The following is a 25,522-nucleotide window of genomic DNA, read 5'->3' on the forward strand; positions in this document are numbered from 1 at the left end:
CCGTGACCCCATACGCAGCACACTTGACGCGGAACCGTTGCTGCCGGAGGGGGACCTGAGATGCGAGACAGCCATCGGGCGGAAGCCGAGGGGCTGTTGGCCCGGGCCGTGGAGGAGGAAGTGCGGCGTTCGGGTGGGCGCACGGACGGCGGGGTGCTGCTGTCGCGTGCGCGCGGTGCGCTCGACGCCATGGCGGAGACCGCCGCCGAGGAGTACACGCAGTTCACGCACGCCCTGGACGAGGCCGAGGCCGGGCAGATGTCGTTCGGGCAGCGCTTCACCCAGGAGCGTGGATCGACTCCTTTGCTGGTCACGGCCGTTGCCGCGGTCGGTGCCTGTCTGGCCGACCTGCTGCTCGGCACGGACGCGGGGACCGCGGTCGGCGCGGGCGCGGCCGTCGCCGTGGTGGGCGCCGCCACGACCGTCGCGAAGGTGACGGCCTCCCATGTGCCCGCCGCGAGCCGCCGCGCCGGGGCGAGGAGCCAGCCCGGCGGGCCCGAACAGCTGAGACTGCAGTGGCTGACCGCGCTCGACGTGCGGGGGATCCGGCCGTTCCTCGACCAGCAGCGCGTCCTCGCCGCCACCGCGGGGACCGGCGCGAAGAAGCCGACACCGCAGCTGCGCCGTACCGACAAGAGCGCGGCGGCCAGGCGGCGCAATGTCCTGGAGCAGTCCTTCGGCCAACTCCCGGATCCGGAGGGCCCGTTCGCGGGCCGCAGGACGCAGATGCAGCGGATCGCGCAGTGGGTGCACGCGGCGCGCGCGAGCACCGAGACCCGGCCCACCGTCGTCGTGCTGCACGGCGCGCCGGGCTCGGGCCGTACGACGCTCGCGGTGCGGGCGGCGCACGAGCTGCGCGACCAGTTCCGCGGCGCGTGCGTGGTGGACCTGCGGGGCGACGCGCCCGAGGCCCCGCTGTCGACCCGGGACGCGCTGCTCCATCTGCTGAACCGGCTCGGCGCGCCGCGCGAACAGCTGCTCTTCCGGGAGCGTTCCTCGCAGGAGCAGCAGGTGCGCCGCCTGAGCGAGCTGTACCACCAGCATCTGACGGGGCTTCCGGTCACGATCGTGCTGGACGACGCGGGCGACGCGGAGCAGGTGCGCACGCTGATCCCCGAGCGGTCCGACAGCCTCGTGCTGGTGACGGCGCGCAAGCCGCTCGACCTGCCCGCGGACGTCCCGGCGTGGGTGCACCAGGTGCCGGTGGACGCGCTGGACGCGGCGGGCTCGGAGGAACTCCTGCGCGAGTCCGCGGAGGACGCGTCGGGCCCCTACGACTCCGAATCGTCCGACACGGTAAGGGAGTTGTGCGGCGGCCTGCCGCTGGCGCTGCGCATCGCGGGCTCCGCGATAGGGCCGCGCACGACCCGCGCACTGGCGTCCGATCTGGGTGCGTACGGGCCCGTGGAGCCGGTCGAGCGGGTGCTGTGGCTGCGCTACACCGACCAGTCCGAGGCAGCCCGGCGGCTGCTGCGCCGGCTCGCGCTCGCCGGGCGGGCCTCGCTCGGCGCTGCGGCGGCGGCCGCGCTCCTCTCGACGGACGAGTCGGAGGCCACCCGCCATCTGACGGCGCTGTCCCGGGCGGGGCTGATCGACCACGTGCGGGGCAGCCGGTACCGGCTGCACGACCTCGTCCGCTCCTTCGCGCAGGCCCGCCTCCTCGACGAGGAGGAACCGGCCGACCGGACGGCCGCGCAGGAACGACTCATCCAGAACTACGCGGAGCTCGCGGACTCGGTGATCCGGCTCGTCGACGGCAAGATGTCGACGCGCGCCGGCCAGATCGGCCCGCACGGCTTCACCTCGCTGGACGCCGCGCTGCGCTGGCTCGACGACGAGTCCAGCTTCATCACGGCGACGCTGCGGGGCACGGAGGGCGTCGACCATGCGGCCGTGCTCAACCTGCTCGGCGCCCTGTGCGACTACTGCCTGCTGCGCGGCGACCTCTACCGCCTCGGCGAGATCAGCGAGCTCACCCAGGCCGTCGACCAGGGGCTTCTCGTGCGCTCGGTGCAGTGGCGCACGGGTATCGCCGCGCGCCAGCTCGGCGAGCTCGACAAGGCGCGTACGACGCTGGCGTCCGTGGTGGACCTGTACTTCGAGGCGCACCACGACGCGGGCGCGGCGCGCGCCCTGTGCTCGCTGGGCATCACGCTGCACCACCAGGGCCAGCTCAAAGAGGCGGCGGCGAAACTCCGCGAGGCCCTCGACCTGCAGATCACGGAGGAGACGTCGGGCGACCGGGGCTGGACGCTGCACGCGCTCGCCGCGGTGGAACGCGACCGGGCCCACGTGAAGGAGGCGCTCGACCTGCTGACCGCGGCGCTGGCCCTGCACCGCGAGAACGAGTCCGTGCACGGCGAGGCGTGGGCGCACTTCCAGCTGGGGCAGCTGTGCCTGCGGATGGGCGACGTGCCGGGCGCGGAGCGCGAGCTGCGCACCGCCCTCGACCTGTACAGCCGTACGCGCGACAGCCGGGGCGAGGCATGGGCGCTCACCCAGCTGGCGCGGGCGCGCCTGGTGGACGGCGACGCGTCGGCGGCCGTGGACGGACTGCGCCAGGCCACCTCGCGCCACCGCGACAACGAGGACGCGCGCGGCGAGGCCTGGACGCTCTACTACCTGGGCCAGGCCCTGGAGGAGAGCGGCGACCTCGACCGGGCGGTACGCGAGCTGGAGCGCTCCCGCACGATGTTCTCGCGGATGCGCGACGTGTACGGGCTCGCCTGCGCCCGCCATCACTCGGCGCGCGTCACGCGTGACCAGCGCGCCGCGCAGACCGGCTCGCTGCGCAACTCAGGTTTCGCCCGTCAGCTCCTGGTCGACGCCCGCGCCGACTTCCAGCGCATCGGCGTCGCGCACGGCGAGGGGTGGACCTGCCTGGAACTGGCGGTGGTGGACGCGGGCAACGGGCGCGCGGCCCAGGCCCTGACCCTGTGCGAGGAGGCGGCGGCGCTGTTCGCGTCGTACTGCGACCGCCGCGGCGAGGACTGGGCGAACTTCCTGCGCTGCACGCTGCTGCCGTACGCGTCACCGGGCGGCTCGGAGATCGGCACGGCCGTGGCACAGGAGGAGCTGTCCCAGCTCGCCCGCACCACCCACGCCGGCCGGGACGGCAAGCTCGACGACTACGTGGAGGCCTACCAGCTCCTCCTGGAGCGCGGCGCGGACCTCGAGGCGGGCTGGCAGGCCTGGCGCCTCGGCATGGTCCCGAAGCGGCACGCCCGGGACGTGATGGGCGTGGAGGTGAGCGCGGGGCGCTGAGGGCGCGCGGGCGCCTGAGGGCGCGCGGGTCTGAGTGCCGGGGCACAGCACGAAGGCGCTCGGCGCGGCTCATCGCCGTGCCGAGCGCGTTCCGTCCAGCTGGGCGTCAGCCCTTGGCGGGCGAGGCCGGGGAGGCACCGGAGCCGGTCGCGGGGTCCGCGGCGGCGTCCGGCTTCTCCTCGAAGTCGACCTTGCCCATGTGGCGGTTCATCGACTTCATCAGGCCCCAGACGGCGACGGCCAACACCGCGAAGACGATGAAACCGAGGACGCCCGGGGTCACCTTGTTCTCGTCAACCTCCTTGGCGAGGGGGACGAGATGCGTCATTGCCAGGCTTGCGCTTGCGCTCATGTCAGGCATTGTCGCGGATGCCCGCAAAGAGGTCGTCCTCGGGGAGGGAGGTATCGACGAGAGACTTCGCGAGCTCGTACTCCTCGGTCGGCCAGACCGCCTTCTGAACGTCCATCGGGACGCGGAACCAGCCGCCGTCAGGGTCGATCTGCGTGGCGTGCGCGATCAGCGCCTTGTCGCGGATCTCATAGAACTCGGCGCACGGGATGTGCGTGGTCAGCGTCCGTTCGACCCGCTCGAACTCGTCCCAGCGCTTGAGCCACTCCGCGTACGGCGACTCCAGGCCGCGGTCCAGCATCGCCTGGTGCAGCGCCTCGGTGCGCGGCCGGTTGAAGCCCTGGTTGTAGTAGAGCTTCTGCGGCTGGTAGGCCGGGCCGAACTCGGACTCCGGGTACTTCTCGGTGTCCGCCGCGCCCTCGAAGGCCACCATCGAGATCTTGTGGGTCATGATGTGGTCGGGGTGCGGGTAGCCGCCGTTCTCGTCGTACGTCGTGACGACCTGCGGACGGAACGAACGGATCTGCCTGACCAGCTCCCCCGCCGCCTTGTCGACGTCCTCGAGCGCGAAGCAGCCCTCGGGCAGCGGCGGCAGCGGGTCACCCTCGGGCAGGCCCGAGTCGACGAAGCCCAGCCACTCCTGCTTCACGCCGAGGATCTCGCGCGCCTCGTCCATCTCCTTCTTGCGTACCTCGTGGATGTGCTCCTCGATGTACTTGTCGCCCTGGAGCTTCGGGTTGAGGATGGAGCCGCGCTCCCCGCCCGTGCAGGTCACGACGTGCACGTCCACCCCCTCGGACACGTACTTGGCCATGGTGGCCGCGCCCTTCGACGACTCGTCGTCGGGGTGGGCGTGAACGGCCATCAGTCGCAGCTGCTCAGTCAAGACAAGATCCTCAGTGAATGACTCGGTGAATAAGGCGCCCTCGGTCATACAGCGCAATGGGCGGCTTCTATAGTGACCGAACCGGGGGGCGGAAAATTCCGGCAGTCTGTCCGGGGCCGGTCCTCGACCGCCCCGCGCGAGAGGATCGATCATGAGTGCGGTGAGTGAGCAGCTCCCCGACGGCCGCTACGGCCGTTCCCGATCCGCCGACGAACGCGCGGACCGCACCCTGAAGATCGTCGGCGCCGTGCTCGGCGCCCTGCTCGTCGTCCTGATCGGCTGGTTCGGCTACCACTACGTCTTCGGTACGAAGATCAGCGCCGAGGTCATCACCTTCAAGGCCTCCGACAAGGCGGTCAAGGCGCACCTCGAGGTCCGTAAGGACACCGACGCGAAGGGTTACTGCACCATCCGGTCGCTGTCCGCCGACGGCGCCGAGGTGGGCCGCGCGGACTTCCGCTTCGACCAGCGCGACAGCCGGATCGACAAGGTCGTGACGCTGCGCACCACGTCCCGCGGCACCAGCGCGGAGCTGCTCGGCTGCCACGCGGGCTGACCGCACGGCCGCCACACCGCGGCCGCATCGCCAACCGTCCGGGTTTCGATGCCTGACCTGCGGTGACGAATTCTTGATGGCATATGTCCTCCCCCTTCGGCGCCTGAATTGTTAGGCTCGTGGTTTCGCCCTCCCGTGAGAGCACATGCTTCTGGGTAGGGCGATACTTTGTATTCCCAGTACCTACGAGGAGCACCTGTGACCCAGACCAGCGAAGACGTCACCTGGCTCACGCAGGAGGCGTACACCAAGCTCAAGGACGAGCTGGAGTACCTGTCTGGTCCCGCGCGCGCCGAGATCACCGTGAAGATCGCGGCGGCACGCGAGGAGGGCGACCTGCGCGAGAACGGCGGGTACCACGCAGCCAAGGAGGAGCAGGGCAAGCAGGAGCTCCGCATCCGCCAGCTGACCCAGCTCCTGGAGAAGGCCAAGGTCGGAGAGGCGCCTGCCGCGGCCGGCGTCGCCGCCCCCGGCATGGTCGTCACGATCGCCTTCGACGGCGACGAGGACGACACCATGACGTTCCTGCTCGCCTCGCGCGAGTACGCAAGCGCCGATTTCGAGACGTACTCGCCGCAGTCCCCGCTGGGCTCCGGCGTGAACGGCAAGAAGATCGGCGAGGACGCCCAGTACGAGCTGCCGAACGGCAAGCTCGCCTCGGTGAAGATCCTCGAGGCGAAGCCCTACAGCGGCTGATCCGACACATGCGAAGGCCCCCGGCGCGTGCTGCGCCGGGGGCCTTCGCATGTTCGCGTGCCGGGCCGTATCGGTCGGGCTGTCGCGGGTGGGCCGTCGCCGTCAGGCCGTCGCGTTGCGGTACTTGCGGACCGAGAGTGTCCGGAAGACGACGACGATCAGGACGGACCAGATCAGCGAGGCCCACACGGCGTGCTGCATGGGCCAGGCGGGGGAATCGGAGACGCCAGGGTTGCCGAACAGCTCGCGGCAGGCCTGCACCGTGGCGCTGAACGGGTTCCAGTCGGCGATGTGGCGCAGCCAGGGCGTCATCTGGCTGGAGTCCACGAACGCGTTCGAGATGAACGTCACCGGGAAGAGCCAGACCAGCCCGCCCGACGTGGCCGCCTCGGGGGTGCGTACGGACAGGCCGATGAGGGCGCCGATCCACGTGAACGCGTATCCGAGGAGGAGCAGCAGGCCGAAGGCGCCGAGGGCCTTCGGGAGGCCCTCGTGGATGCGCCAGCCCACCAGGAGCGCGACGATCGCGAGGACGAGCAGGGTCAGGGCCGTCTGCACGAGGTCGGCGAGGGTGCGTCCGGTGAGGACGGCCCCGCGGGACATCGGCAGCGACCTGAAGCGGTCGATGAGGCCCTTGTGCATGTCGTCGGCGATGCCCGCTCCGGCGCCCGCCGTGGCGAACGTGACGGTCTGGGCGAAGATGCCGGCCATCAGGAACTCGCGGTAGACCGCGGGGTCGGTGGTGCCCCCGATGTTCATCGAGCCGCCGAACACGTAGCTGAACAGCACCACGAACATGATCGGCTGGATCAGTCCGAAGATGACGACCTCGGGAATCCGCGTCATCCGGATCAGATTGCGCTTGGCGACGACGAGGGAGTCCCGGGCGGACTGCGCGGGGCCGCCCGCGGGGCGGGGGGCGAGGGGCTGGGTGACGGCGCTCACTTGTCGGCCTCCTTCTTGCGCTTGGACTGCTTGGCGGCTCCCGCCCCCGAGCCGTTCTCGTCCTCCTTCTCCTCGGCCACGTGGCCCGTCAGGGAGATGAAGACGTCGTCGAGGGTGGGCCGGCGCAGACCGATGTCGTCGATCTCGATGCCGCGGGTGTCCAGCTCCCTGATGACCTCGGCGAGGAGCTTGGCGCCGCCGGTGACGGGGACGGTGAGCTTGCGGGTGTGCTGCTCGACGGTGGTCTCGCCCTTGCCGAACCCGGCGAGGATCTCGGCGGCGGACGTCATGTGCTCCCGCTCGTGCACCACGAGCTCGACACGCTCGCCGCCGGTCTGGGCCTTGAGCTGGTCGGAGGTGCCGCGCGCGATGACGCGGCCGTGGTCGATCACGCAGATGTCGTGCGCCAGGTGGTCGGCCTCTTCGAGGTACTGGGTGGTCAGCAGCAGGGTCGTGCCGCCGGCGACCAGCTCCTGGATGACCTCCCACAGCTGCAGCCTGTTGCGCGGGTCGAGTCCCGTCGTGGGCTCGTCCATGAACATCACGGGCGGCGAGACGACGAGTGCGGCGGCCAGGTCGAGCCGGCGGCGCATGCCTCCGGAGTACGTCTTCGAGGTCCGGTCGGCGGCGTCCGCGAGGTTGAACCGCTCGAGCAGCTCGGACGCCCGCACCTTCGCCTCTTTGGCCTTCATCTGGTACAACTGGCCGACCATCTGCAGGTTTTCACGACCCGTCAGATACTCGTCGACCGCGGCGAACTGACCGGAGAGGCCGATCGAGCGCCGCACCTCGTTCGGATGCTTGAGAACGTCGATGCCCGCGACGACGGCCTTGCCGCTGTCCGGCGTGAGCAGCGTCGTCAGGCAGCGCACGGCAGTGGTCTTCCCCGCCCCGTTCGGACCGAGCAGGCCGAGGACCGTACCCTCCGGGACATCGAGATCGACGCCGTCCAGAGCCCTGACGTCGCCGAAGGTCTTCACCAGACCTTCGGCGTAGATGGCGCCTGGCATATGGCTTCCCCCATGGGTTGTGGGTGACCTTTTCGGTTGCCTTGCTCGGCAGAATCTTAGGTATGTCCGCCTGAGCATGCCCGGCGGAATGGTGACGTGGACCACAAAGTATCGCGATACATCGCGTCTCATCAACCGCTTTTCCGCAATCCGCCGGCGGGCCGGAGATTCCGCGGCCGGGCGGTCAGTCGATGACGAGGTAACCCGCGTCCCGCAGCGCCGCGCCGACCTCGGCGCAGTGCACCGGGCCCTTCGTCTCCAGGTGCAGCTCGACCTCGGCCTCCGTGAGCCCGAGCCGGGGATCCGTGCGCACGTGGCTCACGTCGAGGACGTTGGCGTCGACCACGGACAGCACGCCGAGAAGCGTGGCCAGGGCGCCGGGACGGTCCGTCAGACGCAGCCGCAGCGACAGATAGCGCCCGGCGGCAGCCATGCCGTGGCGCAGGATCCGCTGCATCAGGAGCGGATCGACGTTGCCGCCTGACAGGAGCGCCACGACCGGGCCCTCGAAGGAGCGCGGGTCGCTCAGCAGCGCCGCGACAGGGCTCGCCCCGGCCGGTTCGACGACCAGCTTGGCCCGCTCCAGGCAGAGCAGCAGCGCGCTCGACAGCTCGTCCTCCGAGACCGTACGGACCTCGTCGACCAGCTCCTCGACCAGCTGGAACGGCACGTCACCGGGGCGCCCCACCTTGATGCCGTCGGCCATCGTCGCCGGATACGGGATCGACACCGGCCGCCCGGCCGCGAGCGAGGGCGGGTACGCCGCCGCGCCCGCCGCCTGCACACCGATCACCTTCACATCGGGACGCAGCGCCTTGACCGCCACCGCGATGCCCGCGGCGAGCCCGCCGCCGCCGATGCCGACGACGATCGTGCGCACCTCGGGGCACTGCTCCAGGATTTCGAGGCCCACGGTGCCCTGCCCGGCGATGATGTCCGGGTGGTCGAAGGGGTGGATGAACACGGCGCCCGTCTCGTGCGCGTACTCCTGCGCCGCCGCCAGCGTCTCGTCGACGACCTGCCCGTGCAGCCGCACCTCCGCGCCGTAGTCCCGGGTCGCCGCGACCTTCGGCAGGGGCGCGCCGACCGGCATGAAGACCGTGGAGCGTACGCCGAGGAGAGAAGACGCGTGCGCGACACCCTGCGCATGGTTTCCGGCACTCGCGGCGACCACGCCCCGGGCGCGCTCCTCGGGAAGCAGGCCCGCGATCCTGACGTACGCGCCGCGCAGCTTGAAGGAGCCGGTCCGCTGGAGGTTCTCGCACTTGAGGTGCACCGGCGCCCCGACCAGCCCCGAGAGGTGCCGGCTGCCCTCCATCGCCGTCATCCGAGCGACCCCCGAGAGCATCTTCTGCGCGCCGCGCACATCGTCCAGGGTCACCGTCGGCAAGGAGTCAGCCGTGCTGTAGCTCATGACGGCAAGTCTCGCAGCTCACGCCGTACGGCTCCTGGCGTGACCAAGGTCCGAGACTGGTTTGCGCAGCGTCGGTACGGCCCGCCGTCCGGCCGCGTACCCTGTCCCCCAACCCACCACCCCTCGCATGAAGTGAGCCCCCGGCCATGCCCACACCACCGGAAACGATGGACATGACGACCGCCGGCGACACCGGCCTCCTCGAAACCCTGCAGCACCAGGTGGCGGTCTTCGCCCGCCGTGCCGAACAGACCCGGCTCGGCGGGGTCGGGCAGGTGCGCAACTCGATGGACCGAGCCGCGTATCTGCTGCTCAACCGCCTGGACAAGGAAGGCCCGATGGGCGTCAAGGCGCTCGCCGCGAGCATGGGCATCGACTCGTCGACGGTGACACGTCAGGTCGCGCCGCTCGTCGACACGGGCCTCGTCAAGAGGACGTCCCACCCGGAGGACGGGCGCGCGGTCGTCCTCCAGCTCTCGCCGCGCGGCCTCGCCCGGCTCGACGAGGTACGCACGTCCAGGCGGTCCCTGATGGCCGAGTTGACGCAGGAGTGGACCCCGCAGGAGCGCGAACAGTTCTGTGCGCTCCTCACGCGCTTCAACACCGCGCTGTCCGCGCGGCAGACGGGCCAGCCCGCCCCGTCCGGGGAAGCCGCTCCCGGCTCTTGACCCCGGGCCCGCACCTGCCCTCATATGAGACCGGGCCCCTGTCGCATGCGGCCGGGGCCCGTCCCGTCCCGGCGACCGGCCGCCCAGCGGCCCGGCTGGAGGTGCGGTGCGAGAACGGCGCGCGTTCCAGGACGCTCGCCGGGCCCGGGAGTTCGAGGCGTTCGTCGCGGGCGCGGCAGGGCGGCTGCTCCATGCCGCGACGCTGCTCACCACGGAGCCGGCCGACGACAACCCACGCGCGCGGAAGCTGCTCACGTCGGCGCTCGCGCAGACGTACGCCTCCTGGGACCGGCTGCGCGGCGAGGACCCCTACGACCGTGCCCGCAAGGAGCTCGCCCTGCGCTTCGCCCGCGCGGCCTGGCATCAGCACCGCGGGTACGGCGGCGTGCTGCGTCACCTGGGCCCGCAGGAGCGGCTGATCCTGGTATTGCGCCTGTACGAGGGGGTCGGCGAGGAGCAGGTGGCCGCGCTGCTCGGACTCCCCATGGAGCGCGTGCACGCCATCCACGCGCGCGCCATGGCGCTCGTCCTGCACCCGCCGCGCGGGCCCGCCCCGGCCGCCCCCCTTGGGGACGCGGGGGCCCTGGAGGAGGTGCCGTCATGAACGCACAGGCCCGCAGGGAACGCGAGGTCCGCGCGGTCCTGGAGGCCGCCCAGGGAGCGCTGCCGCCCGAGATCCACGCCGAGGCCGTGCGCCGGGGCGGGCGGATCCTGCGCCGCAGGAGGGTGCTGCGCCGCCTGACGTGGCTGGCGCTGTGCCTGGCGATGACCGTGTTCTTCGTATGGGCCCTGCTGGCCAGGCCCTGGGTGGAGCCGCCGTCCGGGACGACTCCACCCCTCACGGGCTGGTGACCGCGTGCCTCCTCCAGGAGGCCCTGCGCGGGATCAGCCGAGCGCCTGCTGGAGGTCGGCGAGCAGGTCGTCGGCCGACTCGATGCCCACGGAGAGGCGTACGAGGTCGCTGGGCACTTCGAGCGCCGAGCCCGCGACCGAGGCGTGCGTCATGCGTCCCGGGTGCTCGATCAGGGACTCCACACCGCCCAGGGACTCGCCCAGGGTGAACAGCTTCGCCCGGTCGCAGACCGCCACGGCGGCCTCCTCGCCGCCCTCGACCTGGAACGACACCATGCCGCCGAACGCCTTCATCTGCTTGGCCGCGACCTCGTGACCGGGGTGCTCCGGAAGGCCCGGGTACAGAACACGCGTCACGCGCGCGTGCCGGGACAGCATGTCGGCGACCTTCGTCGCGTTCTCGCTGTGCCGGTCCATCCGCACGGGCAGCGTCTTGATGCCGCGCAGCACGAGCCAGGCGTCCATCGGCCCGGCGACGGCGCCCATCGCGTTCTGGTGGTACGCCAGCTCGTCGCCGAGCGCCGGGTCGGCGACGATCAGCGCGCCGCCGACGACGTCCGAGTGACCGCCCATGTACTTGGTCAGGGAGTGCACGACGACGTCCGCGCCGAGGGCCAGCGGCTGCTGCAGGTACGGGCTCGCGAAGGTGTTGTCGACGACGAGCCGCGCCCCCGCCTCCCGCGCGACCTGCGCGACGGCGGCGATGTCGGTGATCCCGAGCAGCGGGTTGGACGGCGTCTCGACCCAGATGACCTTGGTCTTCGGGGTGAGCGCCGCGCGCACGGAGGCCGGGTCGCTGGTGTCGGCGACCGACCACTCCACGCCCCATCGCGAGACGACCTTCGCGAACAGCCGGAACGTGCCGCCGTACGCGTCGTTCGGGATGACCACGTGATCGCCGGGGCTGAGGAGCGTACGGAGAAGGCAGTCCTCGGCGGCGAGCCCGGAGGCGAACGCGAGGCCTTGGCGGCCGCCTTCGAGGGCGGCGAGGTTCTCCTCCAGGGCGGTCCTGGTCGGGTTGGCGCTGCGGCTGTACTCGTAGCCGCCGCGCAGCCCGCCCACGCCGTCCTGCTTGTACGTGGAGACCTGGTAGATCGGGGGGACCACGGCGCCCGTCAGGGGGTCGGCCGTGTTGCCCGCGTGAATGGCCACGGTCTCGAACCCGTGACCGCCGTGGGCGTTCTGGCTGTTGTGCGTGTCGCTCATGCGGCCAGAGCGTAGTGCGCACACGGGCCTCGCGGCGTCCCTACCGGGCCTGGTTCGCCAATTGTCCGACCCTTCTGGTTCGCTTGTACGCATGGGAATTCTCTGGGTCCTGATGGCAGTGGTCATGTTGGGGGCGGTGCTCGGCCCGTACCTGCTGCGCAGGCGCGGCGGCATACGCCAGGTCGCGCCCGGTTCGCCGGACGCCGCGGACCCGGCGGAGTACGGCTTCATGCGCCAGGAGGACCTGGACGTGCGGCTCCCCGGCCCCGACCAGGACCTGTTGAACGTGATGTCGGTGGTCCAGCGCAACCAGGACTTCACCGCCGCCAAGCAGCTCCTCGCCGGCACGGGCAAGGAGAGCGAGCAGCGCTGGGAGCGCGTGCAGGCGATCGCCGGCGCCGCCGCCCTGGAGCTGGCGCAGACACCGCGGCTGGGAGCCGGATGGCTCCACGCGTGGCGTGCCCAGGAGCCCAAGGACCCGGGCGGGGCGCAGGTGTTCGCGGAGTTCCTGGTCCAGCAGGCCTGGCGGAACGCGGGCGGTGAGGCCCAGGCAGACGAGCGGCGGATCATCCTGGAGGAGGCCAGGTCGGCCTGCGAGGACGCGGCGCTCCTGGCCCCCGGGGACCCGGTCCCCCACATCACGCATCTCGCCGTGGCCCGCGGCCTCGGGTACTCCCAGCACGACTTCGAGCAGCTCTGGCTCAAGATCCTCGACACGGCGCCGGGCCACATGGGCGCCCACCTCGCGGGCCTGCGGTACTGGTGCGAGAAGTGGCACGGCTCGCGCGAGCTCGCCTTCGCCTTCGCCGAGGCCGCCGCCGCGCGCGCCCCGCGCGGTTCGCTCCTCGCCGCGCTCCCCCTCTTCGCGCTCTACGAGCACCTGCCCGAGGTCAATCTGGTGCGCAGCTTCTACCAGAGCGAGGTCGTCACCAAGTCGATCCACGGCGCGCTCTTCGCCGTCCAGGCCGCCCGTCCGGACGACCCGATGCTCGCCCACGTCCGCCACCTCCTGGTGTTCTTCCTGGTCCGCTGCGAGCGGTGGGCCGAGGCGATGGAGCAGCTGCTCCACGTCGACGGCCATGTCGGCGCGCTCCCCTGGACGACGGGCGCGGACCCGGCCGCGGACTACGCGGTGTACCGGGCGCTGGCGGTCGCGGGCTACGAGGCGAACGGCGGGAGCCCGGCGACGCTGCGCCACTGACCCTGCCCGTGCGATGGGACGGAATTCCGGTCCCTTCGCGTACGTCGGCGAGGAGCGCCGAGCAGGCGGTGCGGCCCGACGAGCAGGCGTCACCCGTCAGCCGATCGGTGATCGTTTTCGGTCAAGGTTCTCCCGGGCCGCATGACAGCACCGCTCTGTCGCCACGATTTCCCTCATGGCGACTTCGGGGGCAAAGAGCAGGCGTTTCGGCGGACTGGACCAGTGGTGGGGCGTCCTGGCCGGCGCCCTTCTGGTCGCCGCATGGATCAACTCCGCCGCCGGTCCGGCGGTTGTCATCACGCTCTCCGCGGCCGTGCTCGTGTGGTGCTTCTTCCAAGCGCCCGTGACGTGCGGTGCACCCGTGCGAGGACGAGCGGACGGCTGCCGCAACAACGCCTCGGGACTGCTGCTGGGGTGCCACATCCACCAGCACCGGTGGCAGAAACTGAAGATGCTGATCTTCCGGCGACAGGTGCGCGCTTTCTGCTCCGGTCTGTTCTCGGACGGCAAGGCGGCGATCGTCACACTGGCCGGCGTGGGCAGCTTCATCTCGGGTCTGGCCGCTCTGGTCCCCGGCGTGATCGTCACATGACGGCACCCGCTCCCTCCTCCGTCGCCGTCCCGGCCATCGGGTGGTCAAGGGGTGGCCAGGTCGTGGCCAAGGCGCCGTATGCGTTCGGCATGTGGCCCCGGCGGCGGGTGACATAGCAGGATTTGCCCTTTCCTTCGCTGGCTAATGTGACGGAACGAAAGCGTCCGCGCCGAAGGGGAGACAGCGGTGGAGGTGCCGATACGTTCGCGGCTCCTCGACTACGTGGGCGGCGTCGACGCGGGGGCGCTCGCGCACGATGACGGGGCGGGCCCGAAGCCCGGTGTTCCCGCCTACCACACGGCCGTGTACGTACCGGTCGTGATCGGCGCGACCGGCGTCATCGATCACGCCTTCCACGAGCACTGGAGCGAGGACATCCACAAGGACGGCGTGGTGGGCGGTGTGCTGCACGGCAGCGGTCATGTCCTCTCCCAGACCGGGGACGACTTCAAGCGACTTGGGAAGGACGTCTGGGGTGGCATCAAGAGCATCTTCTGAGGTTCCCGCTGCGGGGGCCTCGCCCGTGCCGGGCGGTGGACGGATTCCCGTGCTGCCCGGGCTCGGGACCAGTTGGTACGAGCGCGGGGCGCGGTACTGGATGCGGCGTACCGGGACCGGCGTGCTGTGGCTGGTCGTGCTGGCGTTCTTCTGTTTCGTCTCGCTGAGCCTCTACTCGGGGTTCCGTGAGGCGCTGCCGTCGGGCGTGCGCAGCGTGTGGGACGTGGTGCAGGTCGTCGCGGCCTGTGTGGGCGCCGTCTGGGGTTGGATCGTGCAGCGGCGGGCGCACCGCAGGGACCTGCTGGACCCGCCCGGTCCCGGGCGGACGCGTGCCGCGCGGCGTGCTTCCGTCCGGCGCTCCACCGGTCTGGCCGTCCTCGGCCGTGGCCTCGTGGTGATCGCGGCTCCCGTCATGCCGGCGTTCGCCGCGTTCTGCGTGGGCTGGAGCGTCGCCGCGCTCACCGTGCGCGAGTATCCGACCGAGGTCGGCGCGCGGCGGGCGATGCAGGGGTAGGCGGGGTGGGCTCGCCGCGTGAGAGGGCGTATCGGCGGGCGTATAGGCGGGCGTGCGAGGTCAAGGGTGGCCGCCCGAGGCGCGCAGCGCCGTCGCGTGGCGGCGCAGGGGCTCGATCTCCTCGGTGGCGCGCTCCAGTTCAGTCAGCCAGGTCCGTATCCGGGTGTCGTCCGCGGCGTGCTTCAGGCACTCGCCGAGTGCCGCGGTGAGGACCTTGAGCTTGTTCTCGTAGACCGTGATGTAGTCGTCCATAGCCGTGCGGGCGGGGTGGACCGTGGAGTTGAAGAGCACGCCGACGCTCTCGCCGCCGGACGGGGCCAGTTCGCGCACGCGGCCGGCCATCCGGGACAGGCGCTCCCTGATCTCGTCGGGGCTTTCCCAGGCCGGAGGCCCGTAGGCCAGCACCCGGACGGATTCCCATGTCGCGCTCGCCCGGCCCTTCTTCGTCCTTCCGCAGTCGAGGGACAGGTTCACCCCGTAGAAGTCCCTCCCCCGCTCCGCCTCCGTCGCCACCAGGGACACGGTGAATCTGTCCACGGTGCCCGCAGGGATCAGCTGACTGACGGAGTGGCGGTAACTCCCTTCCCTGAGCGGGAAGTTGACGGCGTACGCGGCGCTCGGGCCCATTCGTCTCTGCTGCGCCGGCAGAGGTGCGGTGATCGACGCCCCGGGCAGGACGAGGACGAACGGCGGCTCGATCGGGGGGACGTGAAGCAGGCCCTCCACGTCCACCTGCACGCGTCGCACGATGCCGTCCAGGTCGCCCTCGTTGCAGACGGCGATGTCCAGGACCGGGCGCTCCGGGACCAGTTCGCCCAGAACACGCGCGTCCGCGTCCGGCTCCGCGAGCACCGACTCCGCGTCCTTCACCGTGACGTCGACGAAGCTGATCGCCCCGTCCTGCTTCCGCCGCGCCCGCAGCGTCGCCCACGCCGCGATGACCGCGCCGACGGCCGCCGCCGCGATTCCCCCGACGACCCCCATGACCGCAACCAGCATCGCGCTCCCCGCCCCCGCTCCCCGCCCCGCCCGAACGTCATGAGCCCCTACGTCCGGCAGCCGTCACAAGCCGCTCTCGCAGCGTAGGTGCGACCACTGACATTGATGGTGGTACTCAGGTTCCGATGGTCGTGACTCTGCCACTGACTGACGTCCTGCTGGACTGTCCTCAAGTTGTTCTGTCCGGCCATCGGGACCTGTTCTCATGGCTCCGGCCGGGTGGAACATGACCTCATAGGAGCTTGGTCAGAAGCCCCCTCAATGTCTTGTCTGCGCCACCCGGCCGGCGCCCACCTTCGGCTGGGAAGGCACCATCAGCATGACATCAGCGGGCACGCAGGACGCGGCGGTCCAGGAGGTCTTCGGAGGGGTCGACTCCCATGCCGACACCCTCCACGTCGCAGTCATCAGCAGTAACGGCAGCCACCTCGCGGACGCCGAGTTCACCACCACAGGCGCCGGATACGCCGCGGCCCTGGCCTATCTCGACGCCCACGGCCGCGTACTCGCCCTCGGCGTGGAAGGCACCGCTTCCTACGGAGCGGGCTTCACCCGCGCCGCCCGCTCACACGGACACCGGGTCTTCGAGGTGAACCGGCCGGACCGGGCCGAACGCCGCCGCACCGGCAAGTCCGACCCCATCGACGCCTACGCGGCCGCCAGGGCCGCCCTGTCCGGCCGGGCCTCCAGCGCACCCAAAGACGACACCGTCGCCGGCATACGTGCCCTGCACAACGCCGCCCGCTCCGCCATCAAGGCACGCACCGCGGCCCTCAACCAGATCGGGCAGATTCTCGTCACCGCGCCCGAAGGCATCCGCGCCAAATACGGGCAGCTCAAGGGAACCAACCGCACCGAGACCCTGGCCCGGATACGGCCGACCGGTGACACGGTCCACGTCGCGGTCCTCACCGCGCTCAAAAGCCTCGCCCGACGTGTCAAGGACCTCACCGCCGAACACGAGGCCCTGACCCGCACCCTGGACAAGGAGGTCACCGACCACAATCCCGGCCTGCGAGCCACCCACGGAGTCGGCCCCGACACCGCCGCCCAGCTCCTGGTCAGCGCCGGAGGCAATCCCGACCGGATGCGCACCGAGGCGGCATTCGCCGCCCTCTGCGGAGCCGCACCCGTCCCCGCCTCCAGCGGCAAGACCAACCGGCACCGCCTGTCACGAGGCGGTGACCGGGCAGCCAACGCGGCTCTCTACCGCATCGCTCTGGTCCGCATGGCCAGCGACACCCGCACCCGCGCCTACGTGGAGCGACAAATCGCCGCCGGCCGCACGAAGAAGGAGACCATCCGACTCCTGAAGCGAGCCATCGCCCGGGAGATATTCCGCTGCCTGACCACCAAAGTCGCCGTCCCCGGCATCGCAGACCTACGCCCCCTGAGGCAATCGAAGAACCTCACCCTCACCGCCGCAGCCCAACACCTCGGAGTCTGGCCCGCCACCATCTCCACCCTCGAACGCGGAACCCGCCGAGACGACAACCTCGCCCACGCCTACCGCGAGTGGCTCACTGCCGCTTGACAGCCAATAGGAGCATCAACGGGCTGTGCTCGCGGTGTCCGGGACGGTGTCCTCACGCCGCGAGACGTACCTCGCCCTGGCGCGCGGGCGCCCGGCGGGCGGCAGGCCGTGAGGTCGGAGTCGCGAGGCGGAGCAGTTCGGACCGACCGAGAGCCAGGACGTCAGCGAGGCCGAGGCCCAGGGCGTGGGCGGCGGCCGCCAGGACCTCCGACGACGCCTCCTTGAGGCCGCGCTCGATCTCGGAGAGGTACGGCAGGGAGATTCGGGCGGCGTCGGCCACGTCCTTCAGCGTGCGTTCCTGGGCGAGGCGCTCACGGCGCAGGACGTCCCCCACGATGTCGCGCCAGAGCGGCTCCTTGGACGGGGGCCCGGCAGGCTCCGCCGGGGCGGGACGCCACTCCGGGCGCGACTCCGAGCGCAGATCCGGGCGCAGGTCCGGGTGCAGAGGGATGACGCGGGCGTGGTTCGACGCGTGGCTGCTCACGGGTTCAGCGTAGGAGCGGCCCACGCGGTGCGGCCCACCGTTCTGCCCCCGGCATAACGGTGGGCGTAGCACCCGTCACACGCGCCCCCGTCCCACCTCGGCCCGCATCCGCGCAGCCGTAGTCGACGGGTCGTACCCCTGCGGAACCCCCTCCACGAAGATCACCTCGCCGTCCAGGTTCCGTGTCCGGAGCGGGATGAGCTCCTGGTAGGCGTCGGAGTCGTACCAGCCGTGGGCCGCAGCCTTGTCAGGGAACGAGATGACGACGACGCCCCCCGGCCACGACCCCTCGATGTCCTCCGGCTGGGCGCCGTGCACAAGGAAGCGGCCGCCGAACGGGTCGAGGGTCGACTGGATGCGCTCCATGTAGTCGAAGACCTCTTCGTTCGGCACGGTGGTGTTGCGGAGGGCGGCGATGGCGTAGGCGGTCATGAGGTCCTCCCCGGCAGGATCGGTTCGATGACCCGATCCTGCCGGGGGACGGACGGACCGTCGATTACGCCTCAGGTAATGCCCCGGGTGATGCCCTGGGTAATGCGTCGGGCAACGGCGAGGGTCAGATTGTCGCCGTGTCGATCACGAAGCGGTACCGCACGTCGCTCGCGAGCACGCGCTCGTACGCCTCGTTGATCTGGCTCGCCTCGATCAACTCGATCTCGGCGCCGAGGCCGTGCTCGGCGCAGAAGTCGAGCATCTCCTGGGTCTCCTGGATGCCGCCGATGCCGGAGCCGGAGAGGGACTTACGGCCCGCGATCACGGAGAACAGGTTGAGGGAGATGGGCTCCTCGGGGGCGCCCACGTTCACCAGGGCGCCGTCCGTCTTCAGGAGCGAGAGGAACGCGCCGAAGTCGAGCGGGGCCGAGACCGTCGACAGGATGATGTCGAAGGTGCCGGCCAGCTCCTCGAAGGTCTTCGGGTCGCTGGTCGTGTAGTAGTGGTCGGCGCCCAGCTTGAGGCCGTCCTCCCGCTTGCGCAGGGACTGCGACAGGACGGTCACCTCGGCGCCGAGCGCGTGCGCGATCTTGACGCCCATGTGGCCGAGGCCGCCCATGCCGAGGACGGCGACCTTCTTGCCGGGGCCCGCGTTCCAGTGCTTGAGCGGGGAGTACGTGGTGATGCCCGCGCACAGCAGCGGCGCGGCCTCGTCGAGGGCCAGGCCCTCGGGGATGCCGACGGTGTAGTTCTCGTCGACGACGATGTGGGTGGAGTAGCCGCCGTAGGTGGGCTCGCCGTTCTTGTCGAGGGCGTTGTACGTGCCGACGTTGCCCTTGGCGCAGTACTGCTCCAGGCCCGCCTTGCAGTTGTCGCACTCGCGGCAGGAGTCGACCATGCAGCCGACGCCGGCACGGTCGCCGACGGCGAACTTGGTGACGCCGGGGCCCACCTCGGTGACGATGCCGGCGATCTCGTGGCCGGGGACCATCGGGAAGATGCCCTCGCCCCAGCCGTCGCGGGCCTGGTGGATGTCGGAGTGGCAGATGCCGGCGAACTTGATGTCGATCAGGACGTCGAACTCGCCCACCGGGCGGCGCGGAATGGTGGTGCGCTCCAGCGGAGCCTTTGCGGAGGGTGCGGCGTAGGCGCTGACGGTGGTGATCTGTGCGGTCATGCGTACAGCCTGCCCCAGCCGGAGGCATCCCCCGGGCTCAGGGCCTTGCCCCGCTTTGCGTACGCCCACTGGTCCTACTACTGGCGGGGTCAGGAACACCTTCGTACGACTGTGGCGGCCCGGCGATACTGGAGGCATGGACGATGACGGGACCCGCGCCGCCCCGGCGGCCGGCGAGCCGCTGGACCGGCGTGCCGAGCTGAGCGAGTTCCTGCGCACCCGGCGGGCCCGGCTGAAGCCGCAGGACGTGGGGCTGCCGGACTTCGGCAGGCACCGGCGCGTGCCGGGCCTGCGCCGCGAGGAGCTGGCGCAGCTGGCCGGCGTGTCGGTGGCGTACTACACGCGCCTGGAGCAGGGGAACGGGCGGAACGTGTCGGCGGAGGTGCTCGACGCGATCGCGCGCGCCCTGCGCCTCACGGACGCGGAGCACGCGCATCTGACGCATCTCGCGAAGCCGAAGCAGCACAAGAAGAAGCGGGCCTCGCGGGAGCAGCAGCAGGTGCGCGGGGCGCTGCGGCATCTGCTCGACAGCCTGGAGGGCGTGCCCGCGTACGTGTCCGGCCGGCGCTCCGAGGTGCTCGCCTGGAACCGGATGGCCGCTGCGGTCTTCGGCGACTGGAGCGAGCTGCCGCCGCGGGAGCGGAACTGGGCGCGGATGGTGTTCCTCGCCCCGGCCTACCGCGACCTGTTCGTGGAGTGGGATGCGAAGGCGTCCGACATGGTCAGCTATCTGCGGCTGTACGCGGGCTGCCACCCGGACGACCCGGAGCTGTCGGCGCTGGTCGGTGAACTCTCCGTCAAGAGCGAGGAGTTCAGGCGGCTGTGGGCGACGCACGACGTCAAGGAGAAGGGCCACGGCGTGAAGCGGCTGCGGCATCCGCTGGTGGGTGAGCTGAGCCTGAGTTACGAGACCATGACCCTGCCCGACGACGAGGAGCAGCATCTCGTGGTCTACCACGCGGAGCCGGGCTCCCCGTCGGCCGAGGCCCTGCGCCTCCTCGCGAGCTGGGGCACGGACGCGGTCCGGGCGGGCCTGGGCGAGAACCTCCGGGCCCACCCGGACCGGTGACGACAGGCTCACCCGGATCCGTGACGACAGCCCCCGGACCGTGACGACAGCCCCACCCGACCGGTGGCGGAAGGCACACCCGACCGGTGGCGAAAGGGCGCTCTACGGCTGGTAGGGCGGCGCCGCCCCCCAGTTCCAGAGCGGTACGGGCTGTTCGGCGGGCCGGGCCGCGTCGGGGCCCGAGAAGTAGACGGCGAGCCGGGTGCCCCACTCGATGTAGGCGCTGAACGCCGAGCGGAACTCGGCGTCGGCAGGGAGGCCCGCCTCGTCCGCCGCGTCGTGCATCAGATTGACCCAGCGGCGGCGCTGCGGCTCCGTGATGTGCTTGCCGACGTGCTTGGCGACCATGTGGCTGTGGCCGCCCTGCTGTTCGGAGTAGGCGGCGGGGCCGCCGAAGACCTCGCCGATCCACAGGGCGACGTGCCCGGCGTGCTCGGGCGGGAGGTCGGCGAACAGGGGGCCGAGGAGATCGTCCTTGAGAACCTTGTCGTAGAAGACGTCGGTGAGCCGTGCGAAGGCGTCGGCGCCGCCTGCCCAGTCGTACAGGCTCGGCACGGACGCGCCGGTGCCGCGTACCGATGTGGGCTTGTAGTGGCGCATCTCGTCGATGTTCCCGACGTACGGCCTGATCTCGGCGAGGAAGTCCTGGAAGAGGTCGGACTTGCGGAAGCCCTCGATGTGGTCCTCGGTCGAGGTCCAGGTGATGCGCAGGATGAAGTGCTCGAAGTCCTCCTCGCAGCGAGCCAGTTCGTAGTCGACGCACTGGGGCGCCGCGGCGAGCCGGGCGGCGGCGCGCGTGTAGGCCGCGAGGAACTCGGCGGACCGGTCCCCGGGGATCCGATAACGGATGTACTCGACTGTCTGCGTGGTCATGACCTCAGCAAAACACGGGTGGCCCGCCCCGGCCATGAGGTCGGGACGGGCCAGCCGGGCTGTCAGCGCTGGGCGTAACGGGCCATGCCCGTCACTACGCCGGCGGGCGTAGCGCGCCTACGCCACGCGTCGCGGCTACTTGCCGTAGTACGCGTTGTAGACCGAGATCGTCGACTTGTTGCCCTTCTTGTCGGCGATCTTGGCGTGGAAGGAGACGGCCTTGCCCTTGGCCGGGTTCTTCACCGTGACCTTGCCGTTCTTGACGTCCAGCTTCTTCCACGTCTGGCCGTAGTCGTAGGAGACGTACACGGCCAGCGACTTGAGGTTGCTGCCCGCGGCCGCGCCCTGGACGGTGACCGGGACCGACTGGGTCTTGCCGGCGGGGGCGGTGCTGTCGAGGCCGACGGCCGCGTTGAAGCGCGCCGTGGACAGCGGCAGCCTGGCCGCCTCGGCCGACGAGGCCGGCTTCTTCGAGCGGAACGTCCAGCTGGCGTCGACGCGGGTGGAGGCCGCGGCGATCTTGACGCTGCGCTTGATGGACGTCGACAGCCTGTACTCGGCGTCGCCGGAGGTGACCTTGAAGGGCTTCTCGCCGACCAGCGGGTCGTCGTTCTCGCCGACCTTGGTGCTGCCCTTGTAGAGGGTGGTCTTCACCGAGAGGTACTGCGAGTAGCCGGCGTGGGTCTTGCCGTCGGCGTACATCGGCAGGTTGCCGTAGATCTCGTTGCCGTCGCGGTAGACGCCGTAGTCACCGCCGATACGGGGGCCGAAGACGCCCGTATTGAACGTCTTCTCGTACGCCTTGCCGCCCTGGAACGACTGGGGTGTGCCCAGCGTGTAGGAGGTCTCCTCCGTCGGGAAGCCGTCGCTGTCCTCGGGGCCGTTCTGCGAGAAGTCCAGGCCCCACTTCGCCTTGTCGGTGGTGGACAGGTGCAGGGTGCGGGTGCCGGGGAGCTTCTGGTCGACGGCGACGGACCAGCCGCCGGAGCTCACGGGCAGCATGCCGATCGCGCCGACCGAGCCGGTCTTGTCCTTGGCCGCACCGCCGAGGCCGACCTTGACCGTGGCCAGGTCGCTCGCCTTGTAGTGCTTGGTGTAGCCGGTGGCGAGCTTCTTGACGGCGCCGCCGGCGACGGTGTCGTACTCGGTGTCGGTGCCCTTCGCCCACACACCGGTCCACTGCTGCTGGAGCTTGACGCCGGTCGGCTCCGGGCCGAGTCCGGCGGTGCGGAAGTTGGTGTACGAGTCCAGGATCCAGCCGTAACCGGACGAGGAGTCGGCGGTGTCGAGCGTGAACTCGGGCACGGCCAGGATGCTCTTGGCGGCGGCGTCCGGGACGGTGACGTCGACGGGCTTGGTGGTGCGGGCGTCGAGGGTGACCGTCGTGTTCCTGGTGACGTCCAGCTTCGGCTGCACCAGCCAGTCGGCGCCCTTGGAGAAGTCCTCGGGGTCGGCCGCCAGGTACTCGTTCAGGATGTAACTGCCCTTGGGGACACGGACCTTGACGGTGCCCGAGTTCGGGTCGTAGGCGTCGAAGTACGCGTCGGTGCCGATGCCGGCCAGGGAGGTCTCGTAGCCCTGGGCGTCCTTGCCGTCGCGCCCGATGTGCTTGAGCGTCACGTCGTACGACTCGACCTCGCGCTGCACGGCGGCCGCGGTGCGCACGGACTGGCCGCCGCCCGTCGCCACGACGTACGCGGAGTACGCGCCGTCGACCGTGCCGCCGAGCTTCGTGTTCGCGGTCAGGTCCACGGAGGCGGTGCCGCCCGCGGGGACGGTCACCTTCGTCGCACCGAGCTTGAAGAAGCCGGCCGGGGCGGCCTGGCCCTTCGGGTTGGTGCCGGTGGCCGTCAGGTCGAGGGTGACGTCCTTGTCACCGGTGTTCCTGTACGTCACCTTCTTGGTGATCGCGGCATCGTCGGTGTGCGGCCACTGCGCGACGCCGAAGCTCACCGAGACGGGCTCGGCGAACACGGTCTGCTCGATGGCCTTGTCGACCTGGATGCGGCCCGAACCCTGCTCGAACGGCGTGTACGCGCCGCCCTTGGTGGAGCCGGTGAGGGCGCCCTTGAGCTCGGTGGACTTCCAGTCCGGGTGCTCCTGCTTGAGGATCGCCGCGGCGCCCGCTACGTGCGGGGTCGCCATCGACGTACCGGAGATCGTGAGGTAGCCGGCGGGGTTCTCGCCGACCTCCTTGTCGATGACGCTGCCCGGTGCGGCCGCGGCCGTGATGTCGACGCCGGGGGCGGTGACGTCCGGTTTGACGGCGCCGTCGCCGATGCGCGGGCCGCGGCTGGAGAAGTCGGCCAGCTTGTCGTGGTCGTCGACCGCGCCGACGGTCAGGGCGGCGTCCGCGCTGCCCGGGGAGCCGATGGTCGAGTCACCGAACTCGCCTTCGTTGCCCGCGGCGATGGCGAACAGGATGCCCTTCTCGGCGGACAGCTTGTTGACCTCGGCCTCGAGCGGGTCGATCTCGGGGGTGTCGCCGCCGCCGAGGCTGAGGTTGACGACGTCGGCGCCCTGGTCGGCCGCCCACTCCATGCCGGCGAGGATGCCGGAGTCGTCGCCGTAGCCGTCGTCGCTGAGGACCTTGCCGTTGAGCAGCTTGGCTCCCGGGGCTACGCCCTTGAACTTGCCGCCCGACTTGGCGCCCGTACCGGCGGCGATCGACGCGACGTGCGTGCCGTGGCCGAAACGGTCCACCGCGTCGGCGGAGGTGGAGAAGTTCTTCTCGCCGACGACCTGGCCCTTGAGGTCGGGGTGGGTCGCGTCGACGCCGGTGTCCAGGACGGCGATCTTGACGCCCTTGCCGTCGTAGCCGGCCGCCCACGCCTTGGGGGCGCCGATCTGCGGGACCGACTTGTCGAGGCTTGCCTTGCGCACGCCGTCGAGCCAGATGCGGCTGATGCCGGAGGCGGCAGAGCCCTGGGAGGTCGTGACGGCGTCCCAGAGGCGGGTGGCGTCCTGCTTGGGCGTCGTGACGGCGTCCGCGTTCAGGGACTTGAGGGTCCTGCGGACCGTCGTGTCACCCGCGTCGCGCACGTCGGCGCGGGCGGCGGTCGCGGCGCCCCGGTAGCCGACGATCACCTTGAGGCCGTGCTTCTGGGCCTTGCGGTTGGCCGACTTGGAGAGCTCGGTGACGTCGAAGAGCCGCTGGTCGAGCTTGCCGCTCGCGACCAGGCGCTGCGCGTCGGCCGGCACCACGAGGGTGTGGCCGCCGACGGTGCGCGTCTGCGCGGGGATGTGCTCACGGCCCTTGGCGTGCTGGTAGCCGACCGGCTTCCCCTTCGCGTCGAGGGTGACGCGGTCGCCGGTGATGAGCGTGACGTGCTGCTTGGGCGCGGCCTTCGCGGCCTCGCCGGACTGCGCCGCAGGGGCGGCGGCCACGGCCGGGGCGGTCAGACCCGCGGTGAGGACGACGGCTGCCGCGGCGGCCACAGTCGTGGCGCTCAGTCTCTTTGAGGTTATTCGTGCCTGTCTGTGCAACTTTCCCCCTGGTGACGGTAGTTCACCGGCGGGAGACCCAAGTGGCCCCCCTGCAGAGAGATGATGCAGGGGAGCCACGGGTTGTGCACGGAAGCGATCGAAATCAGACAGCTTTTGAGTTTTCGGTGATGGTGATCCGGCCCTTGCGGATGGTGACGAGCCGCGGCGCCCTGCGGGCGATCGACGAATCGTGGGTGACCATGATGAAGGTCAGTCCGAGCTCCTTCCACATGGTCTCGAGCACGTCCATGATCTCGTCGCGCATGGACTCGTCGAGGTTTCCGGTGGGCTCGTCGGCGAGCAGCACCTTGGGGTTCTTGACGAGCGCGCGGGCGATGGCGACGCGCTGCTGCTGGCCGCCGGACATCTCCGAGGGCAGATGGCCGAGCCGCTCGCCGAGACCGACCGAGTTCAGGGCCTGCGCGGCGCGTTCGCGGCGGTCGGCGGCCTTGAGGCCGAGCGGCACGAGGGCTGTCTCGACGTTCTCCTGGGCGTTCAGCGTCGGGATCAGGTTGAAGCTCTGGAACACGAACCCGATGGACTCGGCGCGGAACTTGGTGAGCCGCGCCTCCGGGAGCTTCGCCAGGTCGACGCCGTCGAGCTCGATGCTGCCCGCGGTCGGCCGGTCGAGCCCTCCGAGCATCTGGAGGAGGGTGGACTTGCCGCCGCCGGTGGGGCCCTGGATGACGAGCCGGTCGCCGTCGCCGATGGTCAGGTCCACCCCGGCGAGCGCGTCGACGGTGTCCTTGCCGCGCCGGTACTGCTTGGTGACGCCTCTCAGCTGATACATGGTGCAACTCCTGCGGTACGTAGAGGT

Annotated in this window: 25 protein-coding genes; 12 read left to right on the plus strand and 13 right to left on the minus strand. The window is 70.8% G+C overall.

Annotation, left to right across the window (positions count from 1 at the left end; genetic code table 11):
• Window positions 1-60 precede the first annotated feature (60 nt).
• Complete coding sequence (locus OG456_RS13775; RefSeq protein ID WP_266560733.1) at window positions 61-3,264, plus strand: tetratricopeptide repeat protein; 3,204 nt, start codon at window positions 61-63, stop codon at window positions 3,262-3,264.
• A 106-nt stretch (window positions 3,265-3,370) separates the two neighbouring features.
• On the opposite strand, the gene OG456_RS13780 is transcribed toward OG456_RS13775, so the two are convergent.
• Entirely contained in the window at window positions 3,371-3,625 is a 255-nt protein-coding gene (locus OG456_RS13780) for a hypothetical protein (protein ID WP_266560734.1), read from the minus strand.
• Window positions 3,618-4,478 (minus strand): mycothiol conjugate amidase Mca, encoded by an 861-nt coding sequence (mca, locus tag OG456_RS13785; RefSeq protein WP_266569213.1) that lies wholly within the window; start codon window positions 4,476-4,478, stop codon window positions 3,618-3,620. The genes OG456_RS13780 and mca overlap by 8 nt, the downstream gene beginning before the upstream one ends.
• A gap of 172 nt (window positions 4,479-4,650) precedes the next feature.
• Here mca and OG456_RS13790 point away from each other — a divergent pair, with 172 nt between their 5' ends.
• Both OG456_RS13790 and greA read left to right on the plus strand, forming a co-directional pair.
• Window positions 4,651-5,055: a DUF4307 domain-containing protein gene (locus OG456_RS13790; protein ID WP_266560735.1), complete on the plus strand. Its 405-nt coding sequence runs from the start codon at window positions 4,651-4,653 to the stop codon at window positions 5,053-5,055.
• Between the two features lie 198 nt (window positions 5,056-5,253).
• A complete protein-coding gene (gene greA, locus OG456_RS13795) occupies window positions 5,254-5,751 on the plus strand; it encodes a transcription elongation factor GreA (protein ID WP_266560737.1) in 498 nt (165 codons plus the stop codon).
• Between the two features lie 102 nt (window positions 5,752-5,853).
• Here the strand turns inward: greA and OG456_RS13800 are convergent, their stop codons facing one another.
• The 3 genes from OG456_RS13800 to ilvA form a co-directional block, all read right to left on the minus strand.
• Window positions 5,854-6,696: an ABC transporter permease gene (locus tag OG456_RS13800; protein WP_266560739.1), complete on the minus strand. Its 843-nt coding sequence runs from the start codon at window positions 6,694-6,696 to the stop codon at window positions 5,854-5,856.
• Window positions 6,693-7,706: an ATP-binding cassette domain-containing protein gene (locus OG456_RS13805; RefSeq protein WP_266560741.1), complete on the minus strand. Its 1,014-nt coding sequence runs from the start codon at window positions 7,704-7,706 to the stop codon at window positions 6,693-6,695. The genes OG456_RS13800 and OG456_RS13805 overlap by 4 nt, the downstream gene beginning before the upstream one ends.
• A 184-nt stretch (window positions 7,707-7,890) precedes the next feature.
• On the minus strand, window positions 7,891-9,120 hold the full coding sequence (gene ilvA / locus OG456_RS13810; protein WP_266560743.1) for a threonine ammonia-lyase: 1,230 nt from the start codon (window positions 9,118-9,120) through the stop codon (window positions 7,891-7,893).
• A 146-nt stretch (window positions 9,121-9,266) separates the two neighbouring features.
• Here ilvA and OG456_RS13815 point away from each other — a divergent pair, with 146 nt between their 5' ends.
• From OG456_RS13815 to OG456_RS13825, 3 genes are all read left to right on the plus strand, one after another.
• Window positions 9,267-9,788 (plus strand): MarR family winged helix-turn-helix transcriptional regulator, encoded by a 522-nt coding sequence (locus OG456_RS13815; protein ID WP_227296965.1) that lies wholly within the window; start codon window positions 9,267-9,269, stop codon window positions 9,786-9,788.
• Window positions 9,789-9,894: 106 nt separating this feature from the next.
• Entirely contained in the window at window positions 9,895-10,392 is a 498-nt protein-coding gene (locus OG456_RS13820; RefSeq protein ID WP_266560746.1) for a sigma factor-like helix-turn-helix DNA-binding protein, read from the plus strand.
• Window positions 10,389-10,640, plus strand: a complete 252-nt coding sequence (locus tag OG456_RS13825) for a hypothetical protein (protein WP_266560748.1) — start codon at window positions 10,389-10,391, stop codon at window positions 10,638-10,640. Before OG456_RS13820 ends, OG456_RS13825 begins: the two co-directional genes overlap by 4 nt.
• Before the next feature lie 33 nt (window positions 10,641-10,673).
• Here OG456_RS13825 and OG456_RS13830 read toward each other — a convergent pair whose 3' ends face one another.
• A complete protein-coding gene (locus tag OG456_RS13830; protein WP_266560750.1) occupies window positions 10,674-11,846 on the minus strand; it encodes a cystathionine gamma-synthase in 1,173 nt (390 codons plus the stop codon).
• Between the two features lie 91 nt (window positions 11,847-11,937).
• Here OG456_RS13830 and OG456_RS13835 point away from each other — a divergent pair, with 91 nt between their 5' ends.
• The 4 genes from OG456_RS13835 (at window position 11,938) to OG456_RS13850 (ending at window position 14,651) form a co-directional block, all read left to right on the plus strand.
• Window positions 11,938-13,047, plus strand: coding sequence for a hypothetical protein (locus tag OG456_RS13835; RefSeq protein ID WP_266560752.1), 1,110 nt, complete (start codon window positions 11,938-11,940; stop codon window positions 13,045-13,047).
• A 175-nt stretch (window positions 13,048-13,222) separates the two neighbouring features.
• The gene (locus OG456_RS13840) at window positions 13,223-13,639 is read left to right on the plus strand and encodes a hypothetical protein (RefSeq protein WP_266560754.1); all 417 of its coding nucleotides are present in this window, start codon (window positions 13,223-13,225) and stop codon (window positions 13,637-13,639) included.
• A gap of 186 nt (window positions 13,640-13,825) precedes the next feature.
• Window positions 13,826-14,137 (plus strand): hypothetical protein, encoded by a 312-nt coding sequence (locus OG456_RS13845; RefSeq protein WP_266560756.1) that lies wholly within the window; start codon window positions 13,826-13,828, stop codon window positions 14,135-14,137.
• Between the two features lie 49 nt (window positions 14,138-14,186).
• Window positions 14,187-14,651 carry a hypothetical protein gene (locus OG456_RS13850; RefSeq protein ID WP_266560758.1) on the plus strand — a complete coding sequence of 155 codons (465 nt, stop codon included), beginning with the start codon at window positions 14,187-14,189 and terminating at the stop codon, window positions 14,649-14,651.
• 60 nt (window positions 14,652-14,711) lie between these two features.
• On the opposite strand, the gene OG456_RS13855 is transcribed toward OG456_RS13850, so the two are convergent.
• A complete protein-coding gene (locus tag OG456_RS13855; RefSeq protein WP_266560760.1) occupies window positions 14,712-15,650 on the minus strand; it encodes a hypothetical protein in 939 nt (312 codons plus the stop codon).
• Between the two features lie 319 nt (window positions 15,651-15,969).
• Between OG456_RS13855 and OG456_RS13860 the strand changes: the two genes are divergently transcribed.
• A complete protein-coding gene (locus OG456_RS13860) occupies window positions 15,970-17,184 on the plus strand; it encodes an IS110 family transposase (RefSeq protein ID WP_266560762.1) in 1,215 nt (404 codons plus the stop codon).
• A gap of 52 nt (window positions 17,185-17,236) precedes the next feature.
• Here OG456_RS13860 and OG456_RS13865 read toward each other — a convergent pair whose 3' ends face one another.
• From OG456_RS13865 to OG456_RS13875, 3 genes are all read right to left on the minus strand, one after another.
• Complete coding sequence (locus OG456_RS13865) at window positions 17,237-17,668, minus strand: helix-turn-helix domain-containing protein (RefSeq protein WP_266560764.1); 432 nt, start codon at window positions 17,666-17,668, stop codon at window positions 17,237-17,239.
• Window positions 17,669-17,743: 75 nt separating this feature from the next.
• Window positions 17,744-18,100 (minus strand): DUF1330 domain-containing protein, encoded by a 357-nt coding sequence (locus OG456_RS13870; RefSeq protein WP_266560766.1) that lies wholly within the window; start codon window positions 18,098-18,100, stop codon window positions 17,744-17,746.
• A gap of 124 nt (window positions 18,101-18,224) precedes the next feature.
• Window positions 18,225-19,265 (minus strand): NAD(P)-dependent alcohol dehydrogenase, encoded by a 1,041-nt coding sequence (locus tag OG456_RS13875; protein ID WP_323136405.1) that lies wholly within the window; start codon window positions 19,263-19,265, stop codon window positions 18,225-18,227.
• A gap of 148 nt (window positions 19,266-19,413) precedes the next feature.
• On the opposite strand from OG456_RS13875, the gene OG456_RS13880 reads away from it, so the two are divergent.
• Window positions 19,414-20,346, plus strand: a complete 933-nt coding sequence (locus tag OG456_RS13880) for a helix-turn-helix domain-containing protein (protein ID WP_266560770.1) — start codon at window positions 19,414-19,416, stop codon at window positions 20,344-20,346.
• Between the two features lie 102 nt (window positions 20,347-20,448).
• Here the strand turns inward: OG456_RS13880 and OG456_RS13885 are convergent, their stop codons facing one another.
• From OG456_RS13885 to OG456_RS13895, 3 genes are all read right to left on the minus strand, one after another.
• Window positions 20,449-21,219: a group II truncated hemoglobin gene (locus OG456_RS13885; protein WP_266560772.1), complete on the minus strand. Its 771-nt coding sequence runs from the start codon at window positions 21,217-21,219 to the stop codon at window positions 20,449-20,451.
• 135 nt (window positions 21,220-21,354) lie between these two features.
• Complete coding sequence (locus OG456_RS13890) at window positions 21,355-24,657, minus strand: S8 family peptidase (RefSeq protein WP_266560774.1); 3,303 nt, start codon at window positions 24,655-24,657, stop codon at window positions 21,355-21,357.
• A gap of 151 nt (window positions 24,658-24,808) precedes the next feature.
• Window positions 24,809-25,495 carry an ABC transporter ATP-binding protein gene (locus OG456_RS13895; protein ID WP_266560776.1) on the minus strand — a complete coding sequence of 229 codons (687 nt, stop codon included), beginning with the start codon at window positions 25,493-25,495 and terminating at the stop codon, window positions 24,809-24,811.
• Between the last annotated feature and the right edge of the window lie 27 nt (window positions 25,496-25,522).

It is taken from the genome of Streptomyces sp. NBC_01446 (assembly GCF_026340095.1).
GTDB lineage: Bacteria > Actinomycetota > Actinomycetes > Streptomycetales > Streptomycetaceae > Streptomyces > Streptomyces aureus.